Genomic DNA, 23,117 nt, shown 5'->3' on the forward strand with positions numbered 1-23,117 from the left:
CCACCATGTCCTGGGAAAGCATCGACGAAGCGCCTCTGCCGGCGGCCCCGGCAGAGGCGGCGGCCCCGGACGAGGCGGTCCGGACCGACATCGCCATCATCGGTTCCGGCATGGGCGGTGGCACCATGGCCTACGCCCTGAAAGATTCCGACGCCAAAGTCCTCATCATCGAACGCGGCCGCCGCCTCCCGGCCGAGCCGGAGAATTCGGACCTGGACGAGGTCTACCTCAAGGGCCGGTACAAGAATGCCGACACCTGGTACAACGGCCGCACCGGTGTCCCCTTCAAACCGGGCGTCTACTACTGGGTTGGGGGCTGCACCAAGGTCTACGGCGCATGCCTGCCCCGGTTCCGCGCCAGCGACTTCGAAGAAACACAGCACCAGGACGGGACCTCACCGGCGTGGCCCTTCAGCTACGCCGACCTGGAACCGTACTACAGCCGTGCCGAGCAGCTCTTCCAGGTCCGCGGACAGATCGGTGAGGACCCCACCGAGCCGCTGCACTCCGAGGCCTACCCGTACCCCGCCCTGGACCACGAACCGGCCGTCCAGGACCTGGCCGACTCGCTGCGGCGCCAGGGGCTGCACCCCTTCCGGATGGCCAACGGCCTGGACGCGGGCACCCCGGAAAAGCGTGCCCTGTGCGCGACCAGCGACGGCGCCCCCAACGAAGCCGGGCTGAAGTCCGATGCCGAAAAGATCGCCATCAACCCGGCGCTCGAAAGCAACGCCACCCTGATGACGGACACCAAAGTGATCCGCCTCATCCCGGGACCGGACGGGCGCACCATCGTCGCCGCCCTCGCCGAGCGCGGCGACCGGCTCATCCGCGTCGAGGCGGACAAATTCATCCTCGCCGCCGGGGCCGTGAACTCGGCCGCGCTGCTGCTGCGATCGGCCACTCCGGAACACCCCCGCGGCCTGGCCAACTCGTCCGGACTGGTGGGCCGGAACTACATGGTGCACAACAGCACGTTCTTCATCGGCATCAACCCGTTCAAGATCAACCGCACCCTGTGGCAGAAGACGCTCGGCCTCAACGACTGGTACGAAGCCGGACCGACCAACCCGTACCCCCTCGGGAACCTCCAGATGCTCGGGAAGCTGCGCGCCAGCATGCTCAAGATGGCCCGAAGCTGGGCACCGACCTGGCTCCTGAAGGCCATGTCGGACCGCAGCATCGACATCTACCTCACCACCGAAGACCTGCCGCGGCGGAACAGCGGCGTCAGCGTCGTCAACGGCAAGATCCACGTCTGGTGGGAGCCGAACAACCTCGCGCCCCACAAGGAACTGGTCCGGCGGGTCAGCCGGGCCATCCGAAAGGCCGGCTATCCGGTGATCTTCACCGAACGGATGGGCATCGAGACCAACTCCCACCAGTGCGGAACCGCGGTGGCCGGGCACGACCCGAACAGCAGCGTCCTCACGCCCGACTGCCGGGCACACGACCTCAACAACCTTTGGATCGTGGACAGCTCCTTCTTTCCCTCCTCGGCTGCGTTGAATCCCGCGCTGACCATCGCTGCCAATTCACTTCGCGTCGCGGACAGGATCCTCGCCGGCGGCAGCTCGCCCGGCCGAAAGCGTTCAGCCGACTCCACCGTCACCAACGACAGACAGGCACTCACGTGAGCCTTAACTACGAGACAACACAAGCAGGGGCCGCCCAGGAGCCCGGGGTTTCGACCCGCGACCTGGCCCGGGCTGCCTGGGCCAGCTCCCTGGGCAGCGCCCTGGAATACTACGACTTCGCCCTGTACAGCCTGGCCTCCGCCCTCGTGTTCAGCCCCCTGTTCTTTCCTGGCAGCAACCCTGCGACGGGCCTGATCCTGAGCTTCGGCACGTACTTCCTGGGCTTCGCCATCCGGCCGCTGGGCGGCATCATCTTCGGCCGCCTGGGTGACAGGCTCGGCCGCAAGTTCGTCCTGCTCGCCACCATCCTGCTGATGGGCGGCGCCAGCACCCTCATTGGTGTCCTGCCCACGTACAACGGCTCCCCCGGTGACTGGTACGGGGCCGGCGCAGGAATGTTCGCCCCGATCCTGCTCATAGCGCTTCGGCTGATGCAGGGACTCGGCGCAGGAGCCGAGATGGCCGGCGCGTCCATCCTGATGACCGAGTACGCTCCCGCACGCCGCCGCGGATTCATCGCGTCCCTGCCCTTCCTCGGCGTCCAGATGGGCACGGTTACGGCGGCTCTGGTCTATTTCCTGCTGCTGAACACGAACCAGGCAGTCAAGATCACCGAGACCTGGCTGTGGCGGGTGCCGTTCCTGGCCAGCGTCCTCATCCTCGGCATCGCCATCTACATCCGGCTCCGCCTCAAGGAGTCCCCCACCTTCGCGAAACTCGAACCCTCCGAACAGGTCACCGAGCGGCCCCTCAGGACGCTCCTGAAGCGCTCCGGAAAGACCGTCCTGCTCGGAATCGGGCTGCGCATGGCGGAAAACGGCGGTTCGTCCATCTACCAGGCGCTCGCGATTGCCTACGTCTCCAGCGCAGCGATCGGCATCAAGGGCCCCATCGGGGCTCTCTCGCTGGTCTTCGCCGCCGCCGTAGGCGCCGCCGTCGTGCCCCTTGCCGGCTGGCTGACGGACAGGTACGGGCGGGTCCGCACGTACCGCGCGTTCGCGGTCTTCCAGCTGGCCGCCGCGTTCCCCGTCTGGTACGCGCTCAGCTTCGGTGACACCGTGCTGACCATCGTGGTCGTCTCCATCGGCCTGGGCGTCGGCACGTGGGGCATGTTCGGTTCCCAAAGCGCCCTCATGTGCGAACTCTTCGGATCACGGCAGCGGTACCTGGGCGTCTCGGTGGCCCGGGAAGGCTCCGCGGTCATCGCCGGCGGCATCGCTCCCATGATCGGTGCCTGGCTGATGTCCCTCGCGGTTACCGCCGAGGGTGGCAGCTCCGTCCAGGGTGCCGGCGCCGGCGCGTGGCTTCCCATCGCGGGATACCTCGCACTGCTGACGGCCATCACCATCGCCGCGACCTTCGCCGTTCCCGAGACCAGGGGCCGGAACCTGGAAGACCCGCGGGACGCAATCCACGAGAAGGCAGCCTGACGGACAGGATGTCCCCCGTCCGGGACATCCGCGTTGGTAAAGTCGATAGGCGGGGAGCGCCGCTTCTCCGCCTATCGACTCACCGGCAGGACTACAGCATGGCCCCGCGCATCACCCTCGAAGACGTGAGCAAGGCCGCGGGCGTCTCACGTTCAACCGCTTCGCTCGTCGTTCGCGGCAGCTCCCGCATTCCGGAGTCCACCGCCCTGAAGGTCCGCGAAGCCATGGACCAGCTTGGCTACGTGTACAACCGCCAGGCGGCCAACCTGCGGCAGAGCAGGTCCATGACCATCGGCCTCATCGTCACCGAGATCATCAACCCGTACTTTGCCGAGCTGGCCATGGCCGTGGACCAGATCACCCATGACGCCGGATACACGATCTTCATCGGCTACAGCCGCGACCTTGCCGACCGGCAGCACGAAATCATCGCCTCCATGATTGAGCGCCAGGTCGACGGGCTGCTCCTGCTCCCGGCTCCCGATACGGACCCGGAAAGGCTCGCCAAGCAGGTCAATGCCGCCAACGTCCCGGTGGTGCTCCTCGCGCGCCGGTTCGCCGGCTTCGACTACGTCGGCAGCGAGAACGTCAAGGGCGCGACGATGCTCGGGGAACACCTCTCCGCGCTGGGCTGCAGGAGCGTTGCGTTCCTCGGCGGCCGGCCCGCTCCGTCCCTCACGGAACGGGAGGAAGGCCTTCGCGGATCGCTCGAGCGCAAAGGCTGCGAACTGTGGAGCGTGGATGAGTTCCGCAGTCCCATCACCCCCGAGGGAGGCGCGACGGCGGTGGGCCGGCTCTTCGATCTGGGCCGGCTTCCGGATGCGGTGGTCGCCTACAACGACATTGTGGCCGAAGGCGTCTACGGCGAGATGCGCCGCCGGGGGCTCGAACCCGGCCGCGATATCGCCGTCGCGTCCTTCGACGACACGCGCATCGCCGCGAGGCAGGTTCCGCCGATGACCTCGGTGGCAGGCTTCCCGCAGCAGATCGGCACCACAGGCGCCGAGATGCTGATGGAACGCCTCGCGGACGGCAATTCCGAACTGCCCACGCAGCTGACCCTCATACAACCCCAGCTCAAGATCCGGTCCTCAACAGCGACCTGGCGCCCAAGGACCTAAGCCCTTCACATGCCGGCAGGGGGCGCCGTGGTCCTGCGGATGACGAGCCGCGGGGCCACGATGGCCGAAACAGCTTCCTGACGCCCCTGGATGCGCTCCACCAGCAGCTTCGCCGCCAGCGCGCCCATCTCGATGCCCGACTGATCCACCGAGGTGAGTCCCACCTGGGGCAGTGATGCCGCGAACACGTTGTCGTAGCCAACCACGGAGAAGTCTTCAGGCACCCTGACTCCGGCTTCGTGGAGCCCGGCGAGAACGCCGAGGGCTGCCATGTCTGTTCCGGCATGAACGGCAGTGGGCCGGTTCTTCCGCTGCGCCATCAGCCCGGCGGCATGCTGACCGCCCTCCTGGCTCCACCGGCCTTCCCAGACATCGATCTCGGCTTCGAGGCCGTTCCGCATCATCGCGTCTTTGTATCCCGTGGCGCGCACTACCTGAGGCATGCCGCTCTCGTTATTCTCCCTCCCGACGTGCATGAGGTGGGCAATCCGCCGGTGGCCCAGGGACACCAGATGGTCCACAATCAGCGCACTGCCCGCGATGTCATCGCTGGCCACCGTGTCGTAGGAACGGCTCGGCCCATGCCGGCCGAGGACAACGGTCGGGGTGCCGCGCGCTATATCCTCAAGGTCGTCTGCGGTGCCGAACGGGGCAATGAGGAGAAGGCCGTCCATCTTCCTGTCGACCATGGCCTCGATCATCTGCCGCTGTTGGGCAAGCCCCCTGCTCGCCTCCCCGATGAAGACCTGGTAACCGTTGAGCTCCGCTTCCGTACGGATCCCCTCGATAAGCACCGACATGAACGTGTTGTGCAGGTCCACCACGAAGACACCCAGGGTGAAACTGCTGCCGCGCATGCCGCGGGCCAGGGCGGAGGGCCGGTAGCCCAAGGTGGCCATCGAGGCTTCCACGCGCGCCTTCATGGCGCCGCTGACGCCGTAGGCGCCCCGCAGCACCTTGGAGACCGCGGCCTTTGACACGCCGGCATGCTGGGCCACGTCGCTGATGGTGGCCCGCTTCACTTGCTCCGACATCATTTCCCCCTCCAGCGTCCTCGTGGAGCCGTCCTACAGGAAATTGTAGACTGATCTACACAAATCTCTTGCGAGGATCTGTGACATGCCTTACAGTGGAAAACGTAGACCGATCTACACAATCCAAGCACAGAGTCTGGATGGCGTAGCTAGGCAAAATTGAAACGTTCCATAGGCCCGAGGGCCTGCGGGCTTTACGAGGAGGTAAAGATGGCCATTACGGGCACACGGCATTGGGCCGCCCTGGCTGGAGGCGTCACGGCGCTGGCGGTAGCGCTGACGGGTTGCGCCGGGGGCAGCACCAGCGCAGGCGGCGGCGAGAAGACCATCACCTGGCTGGTGGACAACACCGAGAACACCGTCACATACGCGGAGCAGCTCGCCAAGGACTTCACCGCCGCGAACCCGACCATCAAGGTCGAGGTCGAGACCCGGCCGCAGGGCGGCGAAGGCGACAACATCGTGAAGACCAGGCTGTCCACCGGAGACATGGCAGACGTGTTCTCGTACAACTCAGGTTCCCTCTTCCACCAGATCTCGCCGGAGCAGAACCTGGTGCCCGTCACCAGCGAGCCCTACATGGCCAACGTTTCCGACTCGTTCAAGCCCGTCGTGACCGCCGGCAAGGAGATCTACGGCGTCCCGGTCGGCACCGGCAACGCCGGCGCGGTGCTCTACAACAAGAAGGTCTACGAAAAGCTGGGCCTGTCCGTTCCCAAGACCTGGTCCGAGTTCCTGGCCAACAGCCGCAAGATCAAGGAAGCGGGCATCGACCCGATCATCCAGACGTACCAGACCACGTGGACCTCCCAGCTGTTCGTCCTCGGCGACTTCGCCAACGTGGCCAAGGCGGACCCGGACTTCGCCGCCAACTACACGGCCAACAAGGCCAAGTACGCCACCGATCCGGCGGCTGTCAAGGGCTTCGAGCACCTCGAGGAAGCCGCGAAGGCCGGCCTGTTCAACAAGGACTTCGCCTCCGCCACCTACGCCCAGGGGCTCGAGAAGCTGGCCAACGGTGAGGGCGCGCAATACCCGATCCTGAGCTTTGCCCTGCCGGAGCTCAAGGTGACCTTCCCGGACAAGCTCAACGACATCGGCCTCTTCCCGCTTCCGGGCGAGGACGCGTCGAAGAACGCCCTGACGGTCTGGCTGCCGGGCGGCGTCTACATCCCCAAGTCCACGAAGAACCTCGATGAAGCCAAGAAGTTCCAGGCGTTCATCGCGAGCAAGGCCGGCTGCGACTCCCAGACCAAGGCCGTCGGTGCCAACGGCCCCTACCTCGTCAAGGGCTGCGACCTGCCCGCGGACGTGCCCGCCGCGGTGAAGGACATGCTCCCGTACTTCGAGGACCAGTCCAAGAACAGCCCCGCGCTGGAGTACCTCTCCCCGGTCAAGGGCCCTGCCCTCGAACAGATCACCGTCGAGGTGGGCTCGGGCATCCGGTCCGCCAAGGACGCCGCCGTCCTCTACGACGAGGACGTCAAGAAGCAGGCCAAGCAGCTGAACCTGCCCGGCTGGAACTAGCCTCCTAACCCAACCCGCCGTCCGGGCCGCCTGCCGGCCCGGACGGCCCCTAGGAAGATTCCCATGACAGTCAACACCGCACCGACAGTTTCGGCCACGCGCCCGCGCCAGGCCGTGCAGCCCAAGCGCCCCAAGGGGAAGTCGACGTACCCCTATTGGTTCTACCTTCCCGCTGCCGTCGTCTACACGGCCCTGTTCCTGATCCCGACCTTCGCGTCGTTCTTCTTCAGTTTCACCCGCTGGACCCTCACGGACTTCACCTTCATTGGCCTGGACAACTTCGTCCAGTTCTTCCAGGAGCCGGCCCTCCTCAAAGGCCTGACCAACACGTTCATCTACGGCCTCGTGACGTCCGCCCTCAAAGTGGTCCTGGGCATGCTGCTGGCAGTACTGCTGACCTCCCAGATCATCGCCCGCGGCTACCTCCGGTCCGTGATCTTCTTCCCGGTACTCCTGAGCAGCATCGGCGTCGGCATCGTCTTCACCATCCTGATGGACCCATCCAAGGGCATGATCAACAAGGCCCTCGAGGTCATCGGGATCCAGGGGCCGGCCTGGCTCGTGGATCCCGCCTGGGCGCTGCTCTCCGTCGCCCTGGTGGACGTCTGGAAGGGCGTGGGCCTCGCCACCGTTATCTACATCGCCGGCATCGTGTCCATCCCGCAGGAGTACTTCGAGGCCGCCAAAGTGGACGGCGCCAGCTCGTTCCAGAGCTTCTTCAACATCACCCTCCCCCTGGCCCGACCGGCCACGGCAACGGTGATCATCCTGTCCCTGATCGGCGGGCTCCGCTCCTTCGACCTGATCTGGGCCATGACCAAGGGCGGCCCGGGCTTCACCTCGGACGTCATCGCCTCGGTCATCTTCAAGCAGTACCAGGCCGGCTTCTACGGCCTGTCCACGGCGGGCAACGTCGTCCTGTTCCTGATCGTCACCGCGATCATCCTGCCCCTGTCCATGTTCCTGAACCGCAAGGAGGTCGACCAGTGACCACCGCACTCAAGCGCTACGGGCTGGGCGCCCTGGCCATCGCCGTCACCGTCGTCGTCTTCATCGTCCCGCTCGCTTTCATGGCGCTCACCGCCGTGAAGGACCGCCGGGAGGCCGCCAAGCTCGACTTCTCCTGGCCCACCACCTTCAACTTCCTCGAGAACTTCCAGGACGTCCTGTCCGCCCGCAAGTTCATGCTCGTCACGGCCTTCATCAACAGCACGATCCTCACGGTGGTAAGTGTCACCGTCCTGGTGATCCTCGCCGCGATGGTCGCCTGGATCCTGCAGCGCCGCCGGTCCCGCTGGAACGGAGTGGCGAACTTCCTCATCCTCTCGGGGCTGATCATCCCGCCCGCCGTGGTCCCCACCATCTGGGTCCTGCAAAGCATGGGCCTGTTCAAGACCCTGCCGGGCCTGATCCTGATCGAAGTGGCCTTCGGACTGTCCTTCTGCGTCATGCTCTTCCGCGCCTTCATCGCCTCCATCCCGAAAGAGCTCGACGAGGCCGCCGTCATCGACGGCTGCGGCCCGGTCCGGCTGTTCTTCCGGGTCATCTTCCCGCTGCTGCGCTCCGTTATCGTCACCGTGATCGTGGTCCAGTCCGTGCACATCTTCAACGACTTCCAGAACCCGCTCTACTTCCTCCCGGGCGACGCCAACGCCACCGTGCAGCTGACCCTGTTCAACTTCCAGAGCCAGTTCACCACCAGCTACAACCTGCTGTTCATGAACATCCTGCTGATCACCATCCCGCCGTTCATCATGTACCTGTTCTTCAACCGCCAGATCGTCGCCGGCATGACCGCCGGCGCCGTCAAGGGCTGAGCCCCAGCGCCAGCAGGACTAACCGCCAGCAGGACTAACCGCCAACAGCACCGGGCCGGATACGGCCAGCCAGTCGAAACCCCAGAAAGAGACTTCCTCCATGCCTGCCACCGTCCGACCCGTGACTTTTGAACACCTCCCCGGCGCCCTCGGCATCGGCACCCCGACGCCCCGGATCTCGTGGAAGGCGAGCGCCGAGGCGGGCTGGACGCAGGAGGCCTACCAGCTGACGGTGGCCACGCCCGAGGGCACCTGGACGAGTGAACGCGTTGACTCCCCGGAATCAGTGCTGGTTCCCTGGCCCGGCGCTCCCCTGGCCTCGGCGCAGCGGGCAGACGTCAGCGTCCGCGTCTGGGGCGGCGGCCAGGAGGAGCCGAGCGAATGGAGCCCGGCCGCCGCCGTGGAAACCGGCCTTCTGAACGCCGGGGACTGGACGGCCACAGCGATATCCCCGGGCTGGGAAGAGGACGCCGATGCCGACCGGCGGCCGCCGCTGCTGCGCCGCGGCTTCACCCTCCCGCGGCCGGTTGCCTCGGCCCGGCTCTACGTGACCGCCCACGGCCTGTACGAGATGGAGCTCAACGGATCGCGGGTCGGCGACGACGCCCTGGCGCCGGGCTGGACCGTCTACGGCCAGCGGCTGCGCTACTACACCTACGATGTCACCGGCCATCTCGCCGAGGGCGAGAACGCGCTCGGCGCCTGGCTCGCCGACGGCTGGTACCGGGGCCGCATCGGCTTCAACGGCGGCAACGCGAACCTTTACGGGGACAAGATCGCGCTGCTGGCGCAGCTGCACGTCACGCACGACGACGGCTCCGTCACCGTTGTCGGCACCGACCAGGGCTGGAAGGCGTCCTTCGGCCCCATCCTGTTCAGCAGCCTCTACAAGGGTGAGATTTTCGACGCCCGGGAGCTGGCGGCAGGGTGGAGCCGGCCCGGGTTCGACGATTCGGGCTGGCAGCCCGTCGTCGGCGTCGAGCGCGATCCCGCAACCCTGGTGGCCCCCGAGGGGCCGCCGGTGCGCTGCACCGGTGAGATGCGGCCGGTGACCGTCCGGACCTCGCCGTCGGGGAAGGTCCTGCTCGACTTCGGGCAAAACCTGGTGGGCCGGCTGCAGATCACCGTCAGCGGACAGGCCGGGTCCGTGGTCACCCTCCGCCACGCGGAGGTCCTCCAGGACGGCGAGCTCTACACCCGCCCGTTGCGGTTGGCCGACAGCACCGACCGTTACACCCTGGCCGGTGCCGGCACGGAAACCTGGGAGCCGCGCTTCACCCTCCACGGCTTCCGCTACGCCGAGATCGACGGCTGGACCGGCGGGGACGTCGCCGAGAACGTGGTGGCGCGCGTCCATCACACCGATATGGAACGCACGGGCTGGTTCGAGTGCTCCGATCCGGACCTGAACCGGCTCCACGACAACGTGCTGTGGAGCATGAAGGGCAACTTCGTGGACATCCCCACGGACTGCCCGCAGCGTGACGAAAGGCTCGGCTGGACCGGAGACATCCAGGTCTTCACCCCCACCGCCAGCTTCCTTTACGACTGCTCCGGCATGCTCTCCTCCTGGCTGAAGGACGTCGCCGCCGAACAGCTGCCCGACGGCACTGTTCCCTGGTACGTCCCGGTGATTCCCGGCGGCAACTACTGGACCCCGATCCGCCCGGGCGCAGTCTGGGGCGACGTGGCCGTGCTCACGCCCTGGGCGCTGTACGAGCGGTTCCGCGATGAAAAAGTCCTGGCCGACCAGTACGCGAGCGCCAAGGCCTGGGTGGACCTGCTGGACAGCCTGGCCGGCGACAGCCACCTGTGGGACACCGGTTTCCAGCTGGGTGACTGGCTTGATCCCACCGCCCCGCCGGAGGACCCCACCCAGGCCATGACGGACAGGCACCTCGTCGCCTCCGCGTACTTCGCCTGGTCGGCCCGCCACCTCGCAAAGGCGGCCGGCGTGCTGGGCAAGGCCGACGACGAGCTGCACTACCTCGAACTCGCCCGCGCCGCGGCGGATGCCTTCGCCTCGGAGTACATCCTGCCGGATGGCCGGATGACCAGCGACGCGCAGACCGCCTATGCCCTGGCCATCGTGTTCGGGCTGTACCCGGACCAGGAGCTGGCCCGCATGGGCGGCGAACGCCTGGCCCAGCTGGTGCGCGAGGGCGGGAACCGCATCGGGACCGGGTTCGCGGGAACGCCGGTCATCTCGGATGCGCTGACGGCCGCAGGCGCCGTGGACACGGCCTACGACCTGCTGCTGGAGAAGGAGTGCCCCTCCTGGCTGTACGCGGTGAAGCAGGGCGGCACCACCATCTGGGAACGGTGGGACTCCATGCTTGCCGACGGAACCATCAACCCGGGCGAGATGACGTCCTTCAACCATTACGCGCTCGGCGCCGTGGCCGACTGGATGCACCGCGTGGTGGCCGGCATCGCGCCGCTCGAGCCCGGCTACCGCCGGATCCTCTTCCGTCCCCAGCCTGGCGGCGGCCTCACCTCTGCCTCCGCCCGGCACGAGACCCCCTATGGGACCGCCTCCATCTCCTGGCGAAACGCCGACGGCGGGCACAGCGTCTCCATCGAGGTGCCCACCGGAGCCACTGCCCGCGTTGAGCTGCCGGGCCAGGAGCCCCGGGAGGTCGGTTCCGGCCGTTTCGAATACACCGTCGCCCAGATTTCCTAGGCTAGGCTCGGCCTAGGTTTACAGATCACCGGACCCCGCAAAGGACCCGGTGCAACTGCTCCAGCGCCTGGGTGACCGGGTGAAGTTCATCCACATCAAGGACGGCCCGCTCACCACCGACACCAAGGCCCAGCAGCCTGCGGGACAGGGCCGGGTGCCCGTCCTGGAGGTCATCGCCGCGGCCACCGCCCTGGAAGTCGGAGTGGTGGAGTTCGACGACTACTCCGGTGACATCTTCGACGGAATTGCCCAGAGCCTGGCCTACCTGCTGGCGGCGGAAGCATGAGCCGCAGCAGATCCGTCGGCGTCGCGGTCATCGGCGCCGGCAACATCAGCAAGCAGTACCTCGACAACCTGACGGTCTTCCCCGACCTCAAGGTGCACATCATCGCCGACCTCTTCGAGGAGGCCGCGGCGGCACGCGCCAAGGAATACGGCATACCGGCATGGGGCGGGGTGGACGCGGCACTGAATCATCCCGACGTCGAAATCATCGTCAGCCTGACCATTCCGGCCGCCCATGTGGAGGTGGCCACCGCCGCCGTCAACGCCGGAAAGCACGTCTGGACCGAGAAGCCGTTTTCGCTGGACCGGGCCTCGGGCCTGGCGCTGCTGAAGGCGGCGGATGCCGCCGGACTACGCCTTGGCTGCGCCCCGGACACAACCCTCGGCGCCGGGCTCCAGACCGCCCGGCTGCTGATCGAACGCGGCGACATCGGGATGCCGCTGACCGCCCTGACCACGTTCCAGACGCCGGGTCCGGAATCCTGGCACCCCAATCCGGCGTTCCTGTTCCAGCACGGCGCCGGCCCCCTCTTCGACATGGGGCCCTACTACATCACGGCGCTGGTCCAGACGTTTGGCTCCGTCCGCAAGGTGGCCGCCGTCGGCTCCAAGGCCAAGGAAGTCCGCGTCATCGGCTCCGGCCCCAAAGCCGGGGAAGAATTCGCCGTCGAGGTCCCCACCCATGTCAGCGCCATGGCGCAGTTCGACGGCGGGGCCTCCTCGCATAGCGTGTTCAGCTTCGAATCCCCCGCCAGCGCATGGGCTTCGTCGAAATCACCGGCACGGAAGCCACGATCTCGCTGCCGGACCCCAACTACTTCGACGGCGACATCCGGCTCTGGCGCGCGGGCGACGAGGACTGGCCCACTATTCCGGCGACCGGCCCCGCCAACGGCCGCGGCATGGGCGTCCTGGATGTGGCACGCTCAATCCGAGCCGGCGTCCCGCACCGCGCAACCGGAAGCCACCCTGTAGCAACGCCGCAGAGCGCCTGCCGCGCCGAGCCCGGCAACACGTGCGCTGCTCAGGCGCTGTCTCTTATACACATCTAGATGTGTATAAGAGACAGGCCGCGGCCGGGCGGGCTTCCTGGCCCGGGCGCGGAAGCCGCCTGCCGGGGCGGGCTGGTGGTTCTCCCATGCCTGCGGGACGGCGGCATGCTCCGCCGCTTGGGGCGTTGCGTTCGGCCGGCTGGCGGAGCACAGGTCGGTGACCAGCCCCGTCCCGGCACACTCGCGCACGGCGGCGATGCCGGCGGCGGCCCCGCGCTTGTCATCGAAGGCGGCCGACACGGCGAGCACTGTACCGTCGGAGGCCTTGAGCCGGAACCGGAAATGCGACTCCGCGTCCACGAACACTTCAAACTTGCCGGCCATGGCTGTCCTTCCGGTCTGGGGCGGCTCCTCCGCGAGCCTCCCTGCCGCGGAGCAGGTCCGAACGCCTCGCTGTGTCCGGCTCCCGCTGGTCTGGTCGAACGGCCTCGAACGAGCCGTTCATCAACTGCTAAAAGTCTGTCGCGGACGCGCATGGCCGCACAAGGCTTCGCCTGTAAACCATAGGTAAATTGCATGCAACGGCCCGCCGGCAAACCATCGACTCCGCCCGACCGTTTGGCGCCGCGACCGCCCGACCTGCAAAGACCGGCGGGAACGGACTATTCTTGGCGGTGAAAGACCTGTTGCTCCCGTTCGGCGCAACTCGATTCTGCCCGACGGGGCCGATGTGGGGATCTGAGGCACACCATGGACACTGCGCATGCCGCCCCGCAGATGTTCCCGTTCCAGCGGGGCAGGATCCATGGCTGATTCCGACGCTTCCGCGGCCGCCCGCCCGGCCGGCGGGAACCTCTGCAGACCCTTCCTGGAACAACTCCCCGTGGCCGGTGCTGCCGTCTCCATGTTCGGCGGGGCGGCGGCCGAGACCTTGGTGTGCGCGAGCGACACGCTGGCGGCACGCCTGGATGAACTGCAGTTCGATCTGGGGGAAGGTCCCAGGTGGGAGGCTCTCCAGACGCGGCTCCCCGTCCTCGTCCCGGACGTGCGGCACACCCACCCGTACGTGTGGCCGGTGTTTTCGAAGGCGCTCCTGGAGACGGAGGCTGCGGCGTTGTTTGTCTTCCCGGTTACCGTGGGCGCCTTGGACCTGGGGGTGGTGGAACTTCACCGCATGCAGCCGGGGAACCTGAGCCATGCCGACTATTCAACCGCAGCGATCCTCGCCGGCCAGACCGCATGGCACCTGCTTCGACGGGTTCTCCAAGTGAACTCGCCCGACAAAGACCCGGCACTGGAAGCCGCCCTCATGTCGAGGCGGGAAATCCACCAGGCAACGGGGATGGTACTGGCGCAGTCCGGGGCGAGCGCCGCGGATGCCCTGCTGTTGCTGCGCGCGCATGCGTTCGCCAATGGAATGACGTTGCGCGAAACGGCTGATGCGGTTCTGCAGGGCCTGCTCAGTTTTGCCCCGCAGAATGACACACGCGGCAACCCGGGCCTGCGATAAAATGGGCACATGGTGACCACAAGCCGCGCTGAGCGCGTCAGCGCGGCCTTCGTAAGGATCACAGACACGCTAGTTGGTGACTACGACGTTCTGGACTTGCTCCATGCCCTCGTCGAGTCCTCCGTCGACCTGCTCGACGCCGCGGCTGCTGGCCTGCTGCTGGCTGATCCGCATGGCCAACTGCAGGTGGTGGCCTCCACCAGTGAACGCAGCCAGCTGGTGGAGATCCTCCAGCTGCAGGCCGGCAGCGGGCCATGTGTGGAAAGCTACCAGACGGGAACACCCGTGGCCCTGGAGGACATCCGGTCCCTGAACGGGCGCTGGCCCGAATTCCAAGCAGCCGCCCTCTCCCAGGGCTTCCGTTCCGTTCACGCCGTACCCATGCGCGTTCACGGCAAGACCATCGGAGCGATGGGCCTGTTCGGTGAGCACCCCGGAGCCCTGAGCCAGGAGGACGCCGCCATCGGCCAGGCGCTGGCGGACGTCGCGACCATCAGCATCCTGCAGGAGCGCACCCTCCGGGAATCAGCCCTCGTCAACGAACAGTTGCAGCGCGCCTTGAACAGCCGGGTCCTGATCGAGCAGGCCAAGGGCGTCATCGCCTACACCGCCGGGGTGGACATGGAAGAGGCGTTCAGGAGGCTGCGCACCTTTGCCCGCGCCAACAACCAGACCCTGCACGACACCGCGTCGCAAGTCATCGGGCGGACGCTGAATCTCTAGCTGACGAGTTTCGCCAAGACCTTTTCAACTCGCTGAGCTTCCCTTAAACTTTGATTGTTGCCCCAGACCCTGGCAGCGCTCTTTTGTAGCGCCATACCAGGAGGAGCCAATAAAATCCACGGCAACCAGAAGCTCAATGCGGTGCGGCATTGTCGTTTTCGAGCAGGACTGCGGGCCAACCGGCCTCCGCGATGCCACCTCCAGGAGCATAACCACGAAATATGCGCCTCCGTGCCAATCGCCTGCACCATCTGCAACCCACGGTGGATCCCCCACCGATCACCAGCCCAGGGCCATGAACCACTCCAAGGGCTGCCCAGAATTTGCGACCAAGCGTGATGACACAGGAGATGCGCGATCCACAGCGACAGGCCAGCGCAGTGGAGCGGGATGGAGGCCGGCGATGACTAGCGAAGAAGCTATCCGGGCGGTTGAAGAAGCTGCCGCGACGTACACATTCCCAGATTTTGAACACGAGCATTCTGCTCCCGAGCTGCAGGCTGCCGTGGCGAGGGCGGTCACCCGCGGCATGCCCATCAGAGACGTGGCCGCCGCGGCCCACATGACGGCGCTGGAGGTTCTCGACGCCGCCGACGCCCTCACGTATCACCGGGCGGCAGCTGCGGACATGCAGCGGTCCATGCGATAGCCAGGGCCGCTCCCGGCCGCTCCGCGAGCGGCGGCCCGGCCGGCACGTGATGTGCTGTGCCGTCCGGACATACTGCTCCGTCCGGACATAAAATGGGGGTGGCTAAGGAGCAGTCGGAGATGGACGGCAAGATTCATCATTCGGGGCTGGTTTTCCCGCGTGGAACGCCGGCAAGCGGCCCGTGCCCGCATCCGCCGAGCGCGGCCGGGAGAGACGTGAAGGCGGCATCGGCTCGGCGCCTCCTGACGGCACTCATTGTTTGCCTGGCCGTCCTCCTCGGCTTCGTCCCCGCGGCACCCCGCGCGCAGGCCATTACGCTGAACGGCCACGATATCTCCTGGCCCCAATGCCCGACGGCGGTGGGCGGCTTTGGCCTACCCCTTCCGCCCGCCTCGTCACGATTCGTGGTTATCGGCCTGACCAAAGGGCTGCCCTTCACCGAAAACCCGTGCCTGGCCAGCCAGGTGGCCTGGGCAAGGATGAACGGGAAGCCGGCGCAGGCCTACACCATGGCGGCCTTCCCCACGCCGGCGCAGATTGTCGCCCACGGGGCCCAAGGGCCGTGGGCTTCCGCCACCCGGGCCGGACAGTTCTCCAACGTCGGCTACGCGGAGGCACGCTTCGCGGTGGCCAGCCTCACCCGGGCCGGATTTGCGCCGCGGATGGTGTGGATCGACGTGGAGCCCCGGCCCGCCCAGCCATGGCCCACCGCCACGGCCCTGCAGCAGCGCGAGAACCGCTACATCATCGAGGGCAACATGCGGGGCCTGCGCGACGCCGGATTCTCGTACGGCGTTTACTCGTTCGCCTCCGGCTGGGCTAGCATCACCGGCTCCTGGCGTCTCTCCGGCGTCGCGGTCTGGGCCACTGCAGGCCGCCTCGATTTCCCCTCTGAGGCTCTGGATCTCTGCCGGAAAGCCAGCTTCTCCGGCGGCCGGGTCTACCTTTCGCAGTGGTACGACGATGCGCGGGATTACGATCTGACCTGCGACCCGTACGCTTTCACTCCGCTGCCCGTTCCGGCCTCCACCCTGTCCAGGGCGACGGCAGACTTCAACGGGGACTGGAAGAACGACGTCCTCGCCCGGGTGACCGCCACAGGCGATCTGCGGATGTATCCCGGGACGGGGCTGGGCGGCAGGCTTCCCGGCATCCGCATCGGCAATGGCTGGAACGTGTTCAACTCACTTGAAACACCAGGCGACTTCAACGGCGACGGCCCGCTGGACGTCCTTGCCCGGGAAACTTCCACCGGAAGGCTGTGGCTCTACCGCGGCAACGGGACCGGCGGATTCCTGCCCCGCATCCAAGTGGGCAACGGCTGGAACATCTTCAGCGCCATTCTGGGCCCGGGCGACTTCAACGGCGACCAGCGCGTGGACGTCCTTGCGCGGGAGAGCATCACCGGAAGGCTGTGGCTATACCCGGGTAACGGCTCCGGCGGATTCCTGCCACGTGTCCAGGCGGGCAACGGCTGGACCATCTTTAACGCCCTCGTGGGTCCCGGCGACATGAATAACGACGGAGCCGCAGACGTGCTGGCCCGGGAGGCGGCCACCGGGGATCTCTGGCTGTACCGCGGCAACGGCACCGGCGGATTCCTGCCCCGCGTCCGGGTTGGCAACGGCTGGAACACCATGACCGCCGTCGTGAGCCCAGGCGACTTTAATGGCGACCGCAACCCCGACCTTCTGGCGCGCGACGGCGCCGGCGTTCTGTGGCTCTACCCCGGCAGTGGCTCCGGCACATTTCTTCCAAGGGCGCAGGTGGGCCCCGGTTGGAACGGCCTGGCACCGATTTTCTAGTCCGGCCGTCGTCGGCCTGCCGGGCGCGCAGGCACGGCCGCAGCTCTTCAGCGATCGCCATGCTGACAGCAAACCAGTAATCGAGGGGTCGCTATACCCATCTCAATGAGGGGTATGCGCCGGCAACACAACAACGTTTTTCCAAGCCCTCCCGCACACAGTGGTTGCGCGGGGCAACGACAAGCGCAGCCGGTTCCCGCAGGCAATAGCTTCCCGGTGCAGAAACCGCCGGGCAGGACCTTCATTGATCGAACCCGGGGCCAGCAGGCCATCTTTTTCTGCCCCGTGAAGGAGGCGCATACCCATGTCAGAAGAATCCGCAGGAACAACCAATGTGTCCCGCCGTACGCTCTTGCGGCTGGGTGCCGCCGGCGGGGCCGGAGCCGCACTCGTTGCGGCACAAGGCTGGGCCGGTCCGCTGCTCGCGCAGAAGGGCCTGCTCTCCCCGGACGGCGCCTTCGCCGCCTCGTCCACCGCACTCGGTGATCTGTTGTTCTACATCGAGGCATTTCCCACGAGCCCGCTGATCCTGACCCCGTTCAAGGACCAGCTGCCCATACCCAAGGCCCTGGCCCCGACGCCCGCGGTGGGCGACAGCTTTGTCAAGGGCTACACCGAGTGGAACGAGCCGCCGGGACCCGGCCAGGGCCAGCAGAACTCCATGAGGAATGAACGGCACCAGATCTGGCCGAGCCAGATCGGTTCGCCCGACCCCCTCGTGTACAAGATCGACATCCTGTTGCGGCAACATGCCTTCACCACGTCCCAGGTGCTGCCGATTGATGCCAACGGGCGGCCGACGATCTCCTTCGATGAGAAGCGCAAGTCATACCCCGCCGGCACCAAGCGGACCCTTCCGCTCAGCACGATCTACGGCTTCAACGGGACGTTCCCGGGACCGATGATCAACGCCGAGTACGGCAGGCCGGCCCTGGTCCGGTTCGAGAACCACCTGGACGAGAACCCGCTGAACCTGGACCGCCAGGACTTCGGCTCGCCGGACTGGTCCTTCCTGACCCACCTGCACAACGGTCATACCGCGCCCGAAAGCGACGGCAACCCGCACTACTCGATGACCGCCGGACCCAAGTATGAGGGATACCTGCCGAAGACGTTCTGCGACAACCTGTACCTGAACTGGCCGGCCGGCAACGACGACCGCGAGAAGCAGAGCTTCTTCTGGTTCCACGATCACCGGATGGATCACACGGGTTCCAACGTCTATAAGGGCATGGTGGGGCTCTACCCCATCTACGACCCCAAGAACGGCATGGACATGGGCGACGAGCGGCAGGGTCTGCGGCTGCCGGGCGTGCGCAAGGACAACCCGGACGGGTCCTTCGACGTCGACTACGACATCCCGCTGGCCTTCTATGACTGCCGGCTCGACGATGGCGTCACCATGCACAAGGACATCCACGATGTGCACGGCGACTTCCCGGACGCCAAGAACCCGGCGAAGCACCCGGAATGGTGGGGCAAGACCTTCTACAAGCACTTCCCCAGCCACGGGTTCGTGGGCGACATCTTCACCGTGAACGGCACCGCCTATCCGGTGATGGAAGTGAAGCGGCGCAAGTACCGTTTCCGGTTCCTGGACGCCTCGATTGCCAGAATCTACGAGTTCAAGCTGATGAGCTCCACCCAGGGCCCCAAGACCTCCGCTTCGCTCGGCTACAAGGGCGACGAGCTTGAAGGACAGTACCGGATCCCGGATGCCCAGCAGTGCATGCAGTTCACCCAGATCGCCTCTGACGGCGGGCTCCTGCCCTTTCCGATCAAGCGGGATTCGTTCGAGCTGTGGCCTGCCAAGCGCCGCGAGGTTGTGGTCGACTTCAGCCGGTACCAGGACGGCACGCCCACTACCAAGGGCGACGTCATCTACCTCACCAACGTCATGAAGATGCCCAATGGGCGGATGTGGGCCAACTCGTCCCGGTTTGCGCCGGACCCTGCCTACAAGGTGCCGATGATCAAGATCGTCATCGGTGACGACGCGCCGGACGACAGCGAGATCCCCGTGAAGATGCGCGACCTTCCGCCGCTACCGTCCAACTGGCAGAGCATGCTGGACAACCGCCTTATCTTCGAGGTGGAGCGGGGCAGCGCCGGCGGTGAGACCGAATGGCTCATCAATGGCAAGCCGTTCACACCAAACACCGTGGCGGCAAGCCTCAAGAACCGGGCCGGCCGCACGCCCCTGGCGCAGCAAAAGAAGAACAGCTTCAACCTTTGGGAGATCCGCAACGGCGGCGGCGGCTGGGTGCACCCCTTCCACCTGCACATGGAGGAGCACCGGGTGGTCATGCGGGGCGGCAAGGACGTCACCCGCGGCGGCGACAAGTCCCATCCGGACGACGTCTCACGTGAGGACCTGGTGGCATTGGATCCCGGCGAGTCCACGATCGTCTACCGCGGGTTCCGGGACTTCGTGGGACCGTACGTGGCGCACTGCCACAACCTCGCCCATGAAGACCATGCCATGATGTTCGGCTGGGAGATCACGCCGTGACCACCCAGCAGGCGAATGCCACCACCGGAACGGGCGCCCCCACGCGGGGGCGCCCGGCCGTCCCGTGGCCAACCGTGGGGCTCCTCGCGGCGGCATTGTCCTTCGCCGACGGCTTCTGGATCATGTCGATGCGGGGTGCCGTCGGTGCCATCGAGCGCACGCAGGAGCCCTTCCTGGGCTGGCTGCGCGAATCAGCCGCCGCCGTGCCGGTATTCATGGTGGCGGTGCTCGCAGCCCTAGCACTGGCAGTGCGCTGGTTCGGCCCCGAGCCGTCCAGGCCGCGGACCGTGATAGCCACCGGGCTGCTGGTCGCGGCGGCAGGCACGGTGGCCGGGGTCGTGGAGAGTGCGGCCAGTTCGGCGTGGGACTACGTCCTGCAGCTGCGGCTCATGGAAGTCATGCACCACAATTCGACGGCCGACGCCACGGCAGAGCTCGGGCCGGCGACTCTCGGGCTGCAGTTTGCGGCCCTCGGCTACGGCAGCGCGATCATCCTCGCCACCAACGTGGTGGTGGTCGGCTGGCTGGTGGCTATCCGCGGGGGGCGCCTGAAAGCAGGAGCCGCACCCCTGTCTCTTATACACATCTAGATGTGTATAAGAGACAGCCGGCCGGCGCTTGACCACCGCAGGCTGGTTCTGGCGGCCGCGCTCTTTGGCGCGGCAGCCATCCACGCCGCCGTCATCCCGGAGCACCTGGACCATTGGACCGAGGCCGCAGCCTTCTTCCTGGTCCTAGCCCTGGCGGAGCTCGTCGTGGGCATCACCCTGCTGCGCGCCGGCCGGCGCACCAATGCCCTGTCTCTTATACACATCTAGATGTGTATAAGAGACAGGTCTCGGTCCTACCGCTGTGCGTCTGGGCGTGGTCCCGCACCACGGGGCTGCCGTTCGGTCCCGGAGCCGGCATTCCCGAACCGGTGGGCGTGGCCGACGTTGCCTCCTGCGTCCTTGAACTGGGCGCCGTGATGCTGGCCGCCGTCCTGCTGCGCCGCAGTGCCCGTTCCCGGGCCGGCAACGGTTCGGAACCTCCGCCAGCCTCTTCCCATATCCGCTCGCTCACGGTGGTGGCAGCGATCGCCGTGGGCGTCATCGGCCTCACCGGAACGGTGCCGGGCTGGTTCGGCGATGCGGGCGCCGGGGACATCACGCACAGCACCACCCATTAGGAACGCGTTTGCTGAAGCCCGGCGACGGCGGACCCCGGTCTGGGGGCCGCCGTCGCCGGTATGACAGCCGTCCGGCGGTGACATGCATTTAACGTGAGCGAAACCTACGGCAGTTCTCCGCGCTCTATGTTGTGTGGACAACGGCATTCGTCGGTCTCAGCAAGATGCCTCACCCCGATTACGAGTGGAGTTCCCGTGAACGCTGGAGATGTTGCCTGGATCCTCGCAAGTTCCGCCCTGGTCTGCATGATGATTCCCGCCCTGGCCCTCTTTTACGGTGGCATGGTGGGATCGCGCCGGATCCTAAACATGATGATGATGTGCTTTGGCGGGGCCAGCCTGGTGGCAGTGCTGTGGGCCCTGTTCGGTTACTCGTTGGCCTTTGGCAATTCCGTGAACGGCCTGGGCCTGATCGGGGACATCACCCAGTACGCCGGCATGGAGCCCGTGCTGGCGGATAATCCCGATCAGGCCTTGCCCACAGCCCTTTTCGCTGCCTTCCAGCTGTTCTTTGCCTGCGTCACCACCGCCCTGGTGGCCGGAGCGGCCGCAGGCCGGATGAAGTTCGGCGCCTGGATGGTGTTCGCCGGCGTGTGGGCCACGCTGGTGTACTTTCCGATTGCCCACTGGGTGTTCGCGTTCAATTCTGCCGACGGCTCAGTAACCGGAGGCTGGATCGCGAACGGAATCAAAGCCATCGACTTCGCCGGCGGAACAGCGGTGCACATGAATGCCGGCGCCGCGGCACTGGCCCTCGCCCTGGTTCTGGGCCGGAGTTCCGGATGGCCCAAGATGGAGCACACCAAGCCGCACAGCCGGCCCCTGGTGCTGGTGGGCGCAGGCCTGCTGTGGGTCGGATGGTTCGGATTCAACGCCGGTTCCGCCCTGACCGCCGGGCACTCCGCGTCGGTCGTTTTCCTGAACACGGCCGTAGCGGCGTCTGCCGGACTCCTGGCCTGGGCGGCGGTGGAGCGGGTCAGGCACGGAGCAACCACCAGCATGGGCGCGGCCTCCGGACTTGTCTCGGCACTGGTGGCCATCACGCCCGCCTGCGGTGCCGTCAGCCCGCTCGGTGCGGTGGCCATCGGCGCCATTGCCGGAGCCGTCTGCTCGCTGGCCATCGAATGGAAGTTCCGGCTCGGCTTCGACGATTCCCTGGACGTCGTCGGCGTGCACCTCGTGGGCGGCATCATCGGCACGCTCCTGATCGGCATCTTTGCCACCGGCAGCGCGCCGAACGGCGTCAGCGGCCTGCTGTATGGCGGAGGGCCGCAGCAGCTGGGCATCCAGGCCCTCGCGACGGTGGCGGTGCTGGCGTATTCCTTCGGCCTGACCTGGATCATCGCCAAGGTCATGGACGTCACCATGGGACTTCGCATCCACGAGGAGGACGAACTGCGTGGCATCGACCTGGCCGCCCACTCCGAGTTTGCCTACCTCACGGACGAGGACCCGGTAAACCTGGGGTCCGCCGTCCGCGCCTAACAGCTCCGCCGCACGGGCTGGACTTGCCGGACCACGGTCCGGTTGAACCGAGAGCCGGATACCGATAGTTTGGTCTCAGCCCCTCCGCATTCCCCCATGTGCGGAGTTGCTACTTAGGAGAACCCCGCGCAGGGACACTTGCGCGGGGTTCTTCGCTGTTTGCCGCGGCTGCCCGGGCCGGCGGAGCGGAGAGACGACCCGCAAGGAATCCGCCGTCAGCCCGGCAGGTCCTTCGTGAACGCCAGCGGCCCGATTGTCTCGGGGTCCGCCGCCAGGTCAAAGTGCGGCGTGTACCCCGTGTTCAGGTACAGATGCTTGGCCTCGGGCTGGCGGGGGCCCGTGGTGAGGTAGACGCCCCGGTACCCGCGCGCTGCCGCGAGGTGCTCCAATTCGGCCAGGACCCGGCGGGCAAGGCCGCGCCGCCGGTGCGCCGAATGCGTCCAGATGCGCTTGAACTCGGCCGTCTGCGCGTCGTACCGGCGGAACGCTCCGCCCGCCACGGATTCCCCGTTCTCCTGGATGATCAGCAGCGCCCCGGCCGGCGCCTGGAATTCCGCGGCCGGGTATTTGTTGAGTTCCTCGGCGGCCGAGCCCCGGCCGAACAGGTCGCCGTAGCGGGAGTCATACTCGACGGCGAGCTCGTCCAGGAGCAGCCGGACCCGCGGGTCGTCCATGGGCAGTTCCAGGACGGTGAAGGCGGCGGCGTCCGGCCGCGGCGGAGCGGTTTCGAGTTGCATGT

At 66.7% G+C, this 23,117-nt stretch carries 19 protein-coding genes and 2 pseudogenes; 18 read left to right on the top strand and 3 right to left on the bottom strand.

The window, feature by feature from the left end:
- Positions 1 to 5 precede the first annotated feature (5 nt).
- The 3 genes from B1A87_RS17450 (at position 6) to B1A87_RS17460 (ending at position 4,188) form a co-directional block, all read left to right on the top strand.
- Positions 6 to 1,637 (top strand): GMC oxidoreductase, encoded by a 1,632-nt coding sequence (locus tag B1A87_RS17450; protein WP_078027524.1) that lies wholly within the window; start codon positions 6 to 8, stop codon positions 1,635 to 1,637.
- Positions 1,634 to 3,067 (top strand): MFS transporter, encoded by a 1,434-nt coding sequence (locus B1A87_RS17455; RefSeq protein ID WP_078027473.1) that lies wholly within the window; start codon positions 1,634 to 1,636, stop codon positions 3,065 to 3,067. The genes B1A87_RS17450 and B1A87_RS17455 overlap by 4 nt, the downstream gene beginning before the upstream one ends.
- A gap of 98 nt (positions 3,068 to 3,165) precedes the next feature.
- Positions 3,166 to 4,188, top strand: a complete 1,023-nt coding sequence (locus tag B1A87_RS17460; protein ID WP_078027474.1) for a LacI family DNA-binding transcriptional regulator — start codon at positions 3,166 to 3,168, stop codon at positions 4,186 to 4,188.
- A 5-nt stretch (positions 4,189 to 4,193) separates the two neighbouring features.
- Here B1A87_RS17460 and B1A87_RS17465 read toward each other — a convergent pair whose 3' ends face one another.
- Positions 4,194 to 5,225, bottom strand: a complete 1,032-nt coding sequence (locus B1A87_RS17465; protein WP_260680914.1) for a LacI family DNA-binding transcriptional regulator — start codon at positions 5,223 to 5,225, stop codon at positions 4,194 to 4,196.
- Between the two features lie 207 nt (positions 5,226 to 5,432).
- Between B1A87_RS17465 and B1A87_RS17470 the strand changes: the two genes are divergently transcribed.
- The 6 genes and pseudogenes from B1A87_RS17470 to B1A87_RS17495 all read left to right on the top strand — a co-directional run.
- The gene (locus B1A87_RS17470) at positions 5,433 to 6,749 is read left to right on the top strand and encodes an extracellular solute-binding protein (protein WP_078027475.1); all 1,317 of its coding nucleotides are present in this window, start codon (positions 5,433 to 5,435) and stop codon (positions 6,747 to 6,749) included.
- 63 nt (positions 6,750 to 6,812) lie between these two features.
- A complete protein-coding gene (locus tag B1A87_RS17475; protein ID WP_078027476.1) occupies positions 6,813 to 7,739 on the top strand; it encodes a carbohydrate ABC transporter permease in 927 nt (308 codons plus the stop codon).
- On the top strand, positions 7,736 to 8,566 hold the full coding sequence (locus B1A87_RS17480; protein ID WP_078027477.1) for a carbohydrate ABC transporter permease: 831 nt from the start codon (positions 7,736 to 7,738) through the stop codon (positions 8,564 to 8,566). Before B1A87_RS17475 ends, B1A87_RS17480 begins: the two co-directional genes overlap by 4 nt.
- Positions 8,567 to 8,687: 121 nt before the next feature.
- Positions 8,688 to 11,249 carry a glycoside hydrolase family 78 protein gene (locus B1A87_RS17485; RefSeq protein WP_313902493.1) on the top strand — a complete coding sequence of 854 codons (2,562 nt, stop codon included), beginning with the start codon at positions 8,688 to 8,690 and terminating at the stop codon, positions 11,247 to 11,249.
- A gap of 40 nt (positions 11,250 to 11,289) precedes the next feature.
- Positions 11,290 to 11,535 (top strand): annotated as a pseudogene (locus B1A87_RS17490) (sugar phosphate isomerase/epimerase); the annotation flags it as partial.
- Positions 11,532 to 12,496 (top strand): annotated as a pseudogene (locus tag B1A87_RS17495) (Gfo/Idh/MocA family protein); the annotation flags it as partial. The pseudogenes B1A87_RS17490 and B1A87_RS17495, both read left to right, overlap by 4 nt.
- Here B1A87_RS17495 and B1A87_RS24745 read toward each other — a convergent pair.
- Positions 12,461 to 12,910, bottom strand: a complete 450-nt coding sequence (locus B1A87_RS24745; protein WP_313902494.1) for a DUF1508 domain-containing protein — start codon at positions 12,908 to 12,910, stop codon at positions 12,461 to 12,463. The pseudogene B1A87_RS17495 and the gene B1A87_RS24745 sit on opposite strands and share 36 nt — an antisense overlap.
- A 421-nt stretch (positions 12,911 to 13,331) precedes the next feature.
- Here B1A87_RS24745 and B1A87_RS17505 point away from each other — a divergent pair, with 421 nt between their 5' ends.
- From B1A87_RS17505 to B1A87_RS17545, 9 genes are all read left to right on the top strand, one after another.
- Complete coding sequence (locus B1A87_RS17505) at positions 13,332 to 14,036, top strand: GAF domain-containing protein (protein WP_078027479.1); 705 nt, start codon at positions 13,332 to 13,334, stop codon at positions 14,034 to 14,036.
- 9 nt (positions 14,037 to 14,045) lie between these two features.
- A complete protein-coding gene (locus tag B1A87_RS17510; RefSeq protein ID WP_078027480.1) occupies positions 14,046 to 14,759 on the top strand; it encodes a GAF and ANTAR domain-containing protein in 714 nt (237 codons plus the stop codon).
- 403 nt (positions 14,760 to 15,162) lie between these two features.
- The gene (locus B1A87_RS17515) at positions 15,163 to 15,408 is read left to right on the top strand and encodes a hypothetical protein (RefSeq protein ID WP_078027481.1); all 246 of its coding nucleotides are present in this window, start codon (positions 15,163 to 15,165) and stop codon (positions 15,406 to 15,408) included.
- Between the two features lie 215 nt (positions 15,409 to 15,623).
- Positions 15,624 to 17,213, top strand: a complete 1,590-nt coding sequence (locus B1A87_RS17520) for an FG-GAP-like repeat-containing protein (RefSeq protein ID WP_260680915.1) — start codon at positions 15,624 to 15,626, stop codon at positions 17,211 to 17,213.
- Positions 17,214 to 17,517: 304 nt separating this feature from the next.
- Positions 17,518 to 19,725: a multicopper oxidase family protein gene (locus B1A87_RS17525; RefSeq protein WP_078027483.1), complete on the top strand. Its 2,208-nt coding sequence runs from the start codon at positions 17,518 to 17,520 to the stop codon at positions 19,723 to 19,725.
- Positions 19,722 to 20,315, top strand: coding sequence for a hypothetical protein (locus B1A87_RS17530; protein WP_144275863.1), 594 nt, complete (start codon positions 19,722 to 19,724; stop codon positions 20,313 to 20,315). The genes B1A87_RS17525 and B1A87_RS17530 overlap by 4 nt, the downstream gene beginning before the upstream one ends.
- Positions 20,316 to 20,543, top strand: a complete 228-nt coding sequence (locus B1A87_RS17535; protein ID WP_144275864.1) for a hypothetical protein — start codon at positions 20,316 to 20,318, stop codon at positions 20,541 to 20,543.
- 107 nt (positions 20,544 to 20,650) lie between these two features.
- Positions 20,651 to 20,893, top strand: a complete 243-nt coding sequence (locus B1A87_RS17540; protein ID WP_144275865.1) for a hypothetical protein — start codon at positions 20,651 to 20,653, stop codon at positions 20,891 to 20,893.
- A gap of 195 nt (positions 20,894 to 21,088) precedes the next feature.
- Complete coding sequence (locus B1A87_RS17545) at positions 21,089 to 22,378, top strand: ammonium transporter (protein ID WP_078027485.1); 1,290 nt, start codon at positions 21,089 to 21,091, stop codon at positions 22,376 to 22,378.
- A 215-nt stretch (positions 22,379 to 22,593) separates the two neighbouring features.
- Here the strand turns inward: B1A87_RS17545 and B1A87_RS17550 are convergent, their stop codons facing one another.
- Positions 22,594 to 23,115 carry a GNAT family N-acetyltransferase gene (locus tag B1A87_RS17550; RefSeq protein WP_078027486.1) on the bottom strand — a complete coding sequence of 174 codons (522 nt, stop codon included), beginning with the start codon at positions 23,113 to 23,115 and terminating at the stop codon, positions 22,594 to 22,596.
- Positions 23,116 to 23,117 lie beyond the last annotated feature (2 nt).

Origin of the sequence: Arthrobacter sp. KBS0703, from assembly GCF_002008315.2 — a bacterium.
Lineage (GTDB): Bacteria > Actinomycetota > Actinomycetes > Actinomycetales > Micrococcaceae > Arthrobacter.

Excerpts from the sequence above, each read along its gene's own strand:
- B1A87_RS17525 (WP_078027483.1), top strand. The coding sequence starts at position 17,518 with ATGTCAGAAGAATCCGCAGGAACAACCAATGTGTCCCGCCGTACGCTC.
- B1A87_RS17460 (WP_078027474.1), top strand. The coding sequence starts at position 3,166 with ATGGCCCCGCGCATCACCCTCGAAGACGTGAGCAAGGCCGCGGGCGTC.
- B1A87_RS17550 (WP_078027486.1), bottom strand. The coding sequence starts at position 23,115 with ATGCAACTCGAAACCGCTCCGCCGCGGCCGGACGCCGCCGCCTTCACC.
- B1A87_RS17450 (WP_078027524.1), top strand. The coding sequence starts at position 6 with ATGTCCTGGGAAAGCATCGACGAAGCGCCTCTGCCGGCGGCCCCGGCA.
- B1A87_RS17465 (WP_260680914.1), bottom strand. The coding sequence starts at position 5,225 with ATGATGTCGGAGCAAGTGAAGCGGGCCACCATCAGCGACGTGGCCCAG.
- B1A87_RS17510 (WP_078027480.1), top strand. The coding sequence starts at position 14,046 with ATGGTGACCACAAGCCGCGCTGAGCGCGTCAGCGCGGCCTTCGTAAGG.
- B1A87_RS17505 (WP_078027479.1), top strand. The coding sequence starts at position 13,332 with ATGGCTGATTCCGACGCTTCCGCGGCCGCCCGCCCGGCCGGCGGGAAC.
- B1A87_RS24745 (WP_313902494.1), bottom strand. The coding sequence starts at position 12,910 with ATGGCCGGCAAGTTTGAAGTGTTCGTGGACGCGGAGTCGCATTTCCGG.
- B1A87_RS17475 (WP_078027476.1), top strand. The coding sequence starts at position 6,813 with ATGACAGTCAACACCGCACCGACAGTTTCGGCCACGCGCCCGCGCCAG.
- B1A87_RS17535 (WP_144275864.1), top strand. The coding sequence starts at position 20,316 with ATGTGTATAAGAGACAGCCGGCCGGCGCTTGACCACCGCAGGCTGGTT.
- B1A87_RS17515 (WP_078027481.1), top strand. The coding sequence starts at position 15,163 with ATGACTAGCGAAGAAGCTATCCGGGCGGTTGAAGAAGCTGCCGCGACG.
- B1A87_RS17470 (WP_078027475.1), top strand. The coding sequence starts at position 5,433 with ATGGCCATTACGGGCACACGGCATTGGGCCGCCCTGGCTGGAGGCGTC.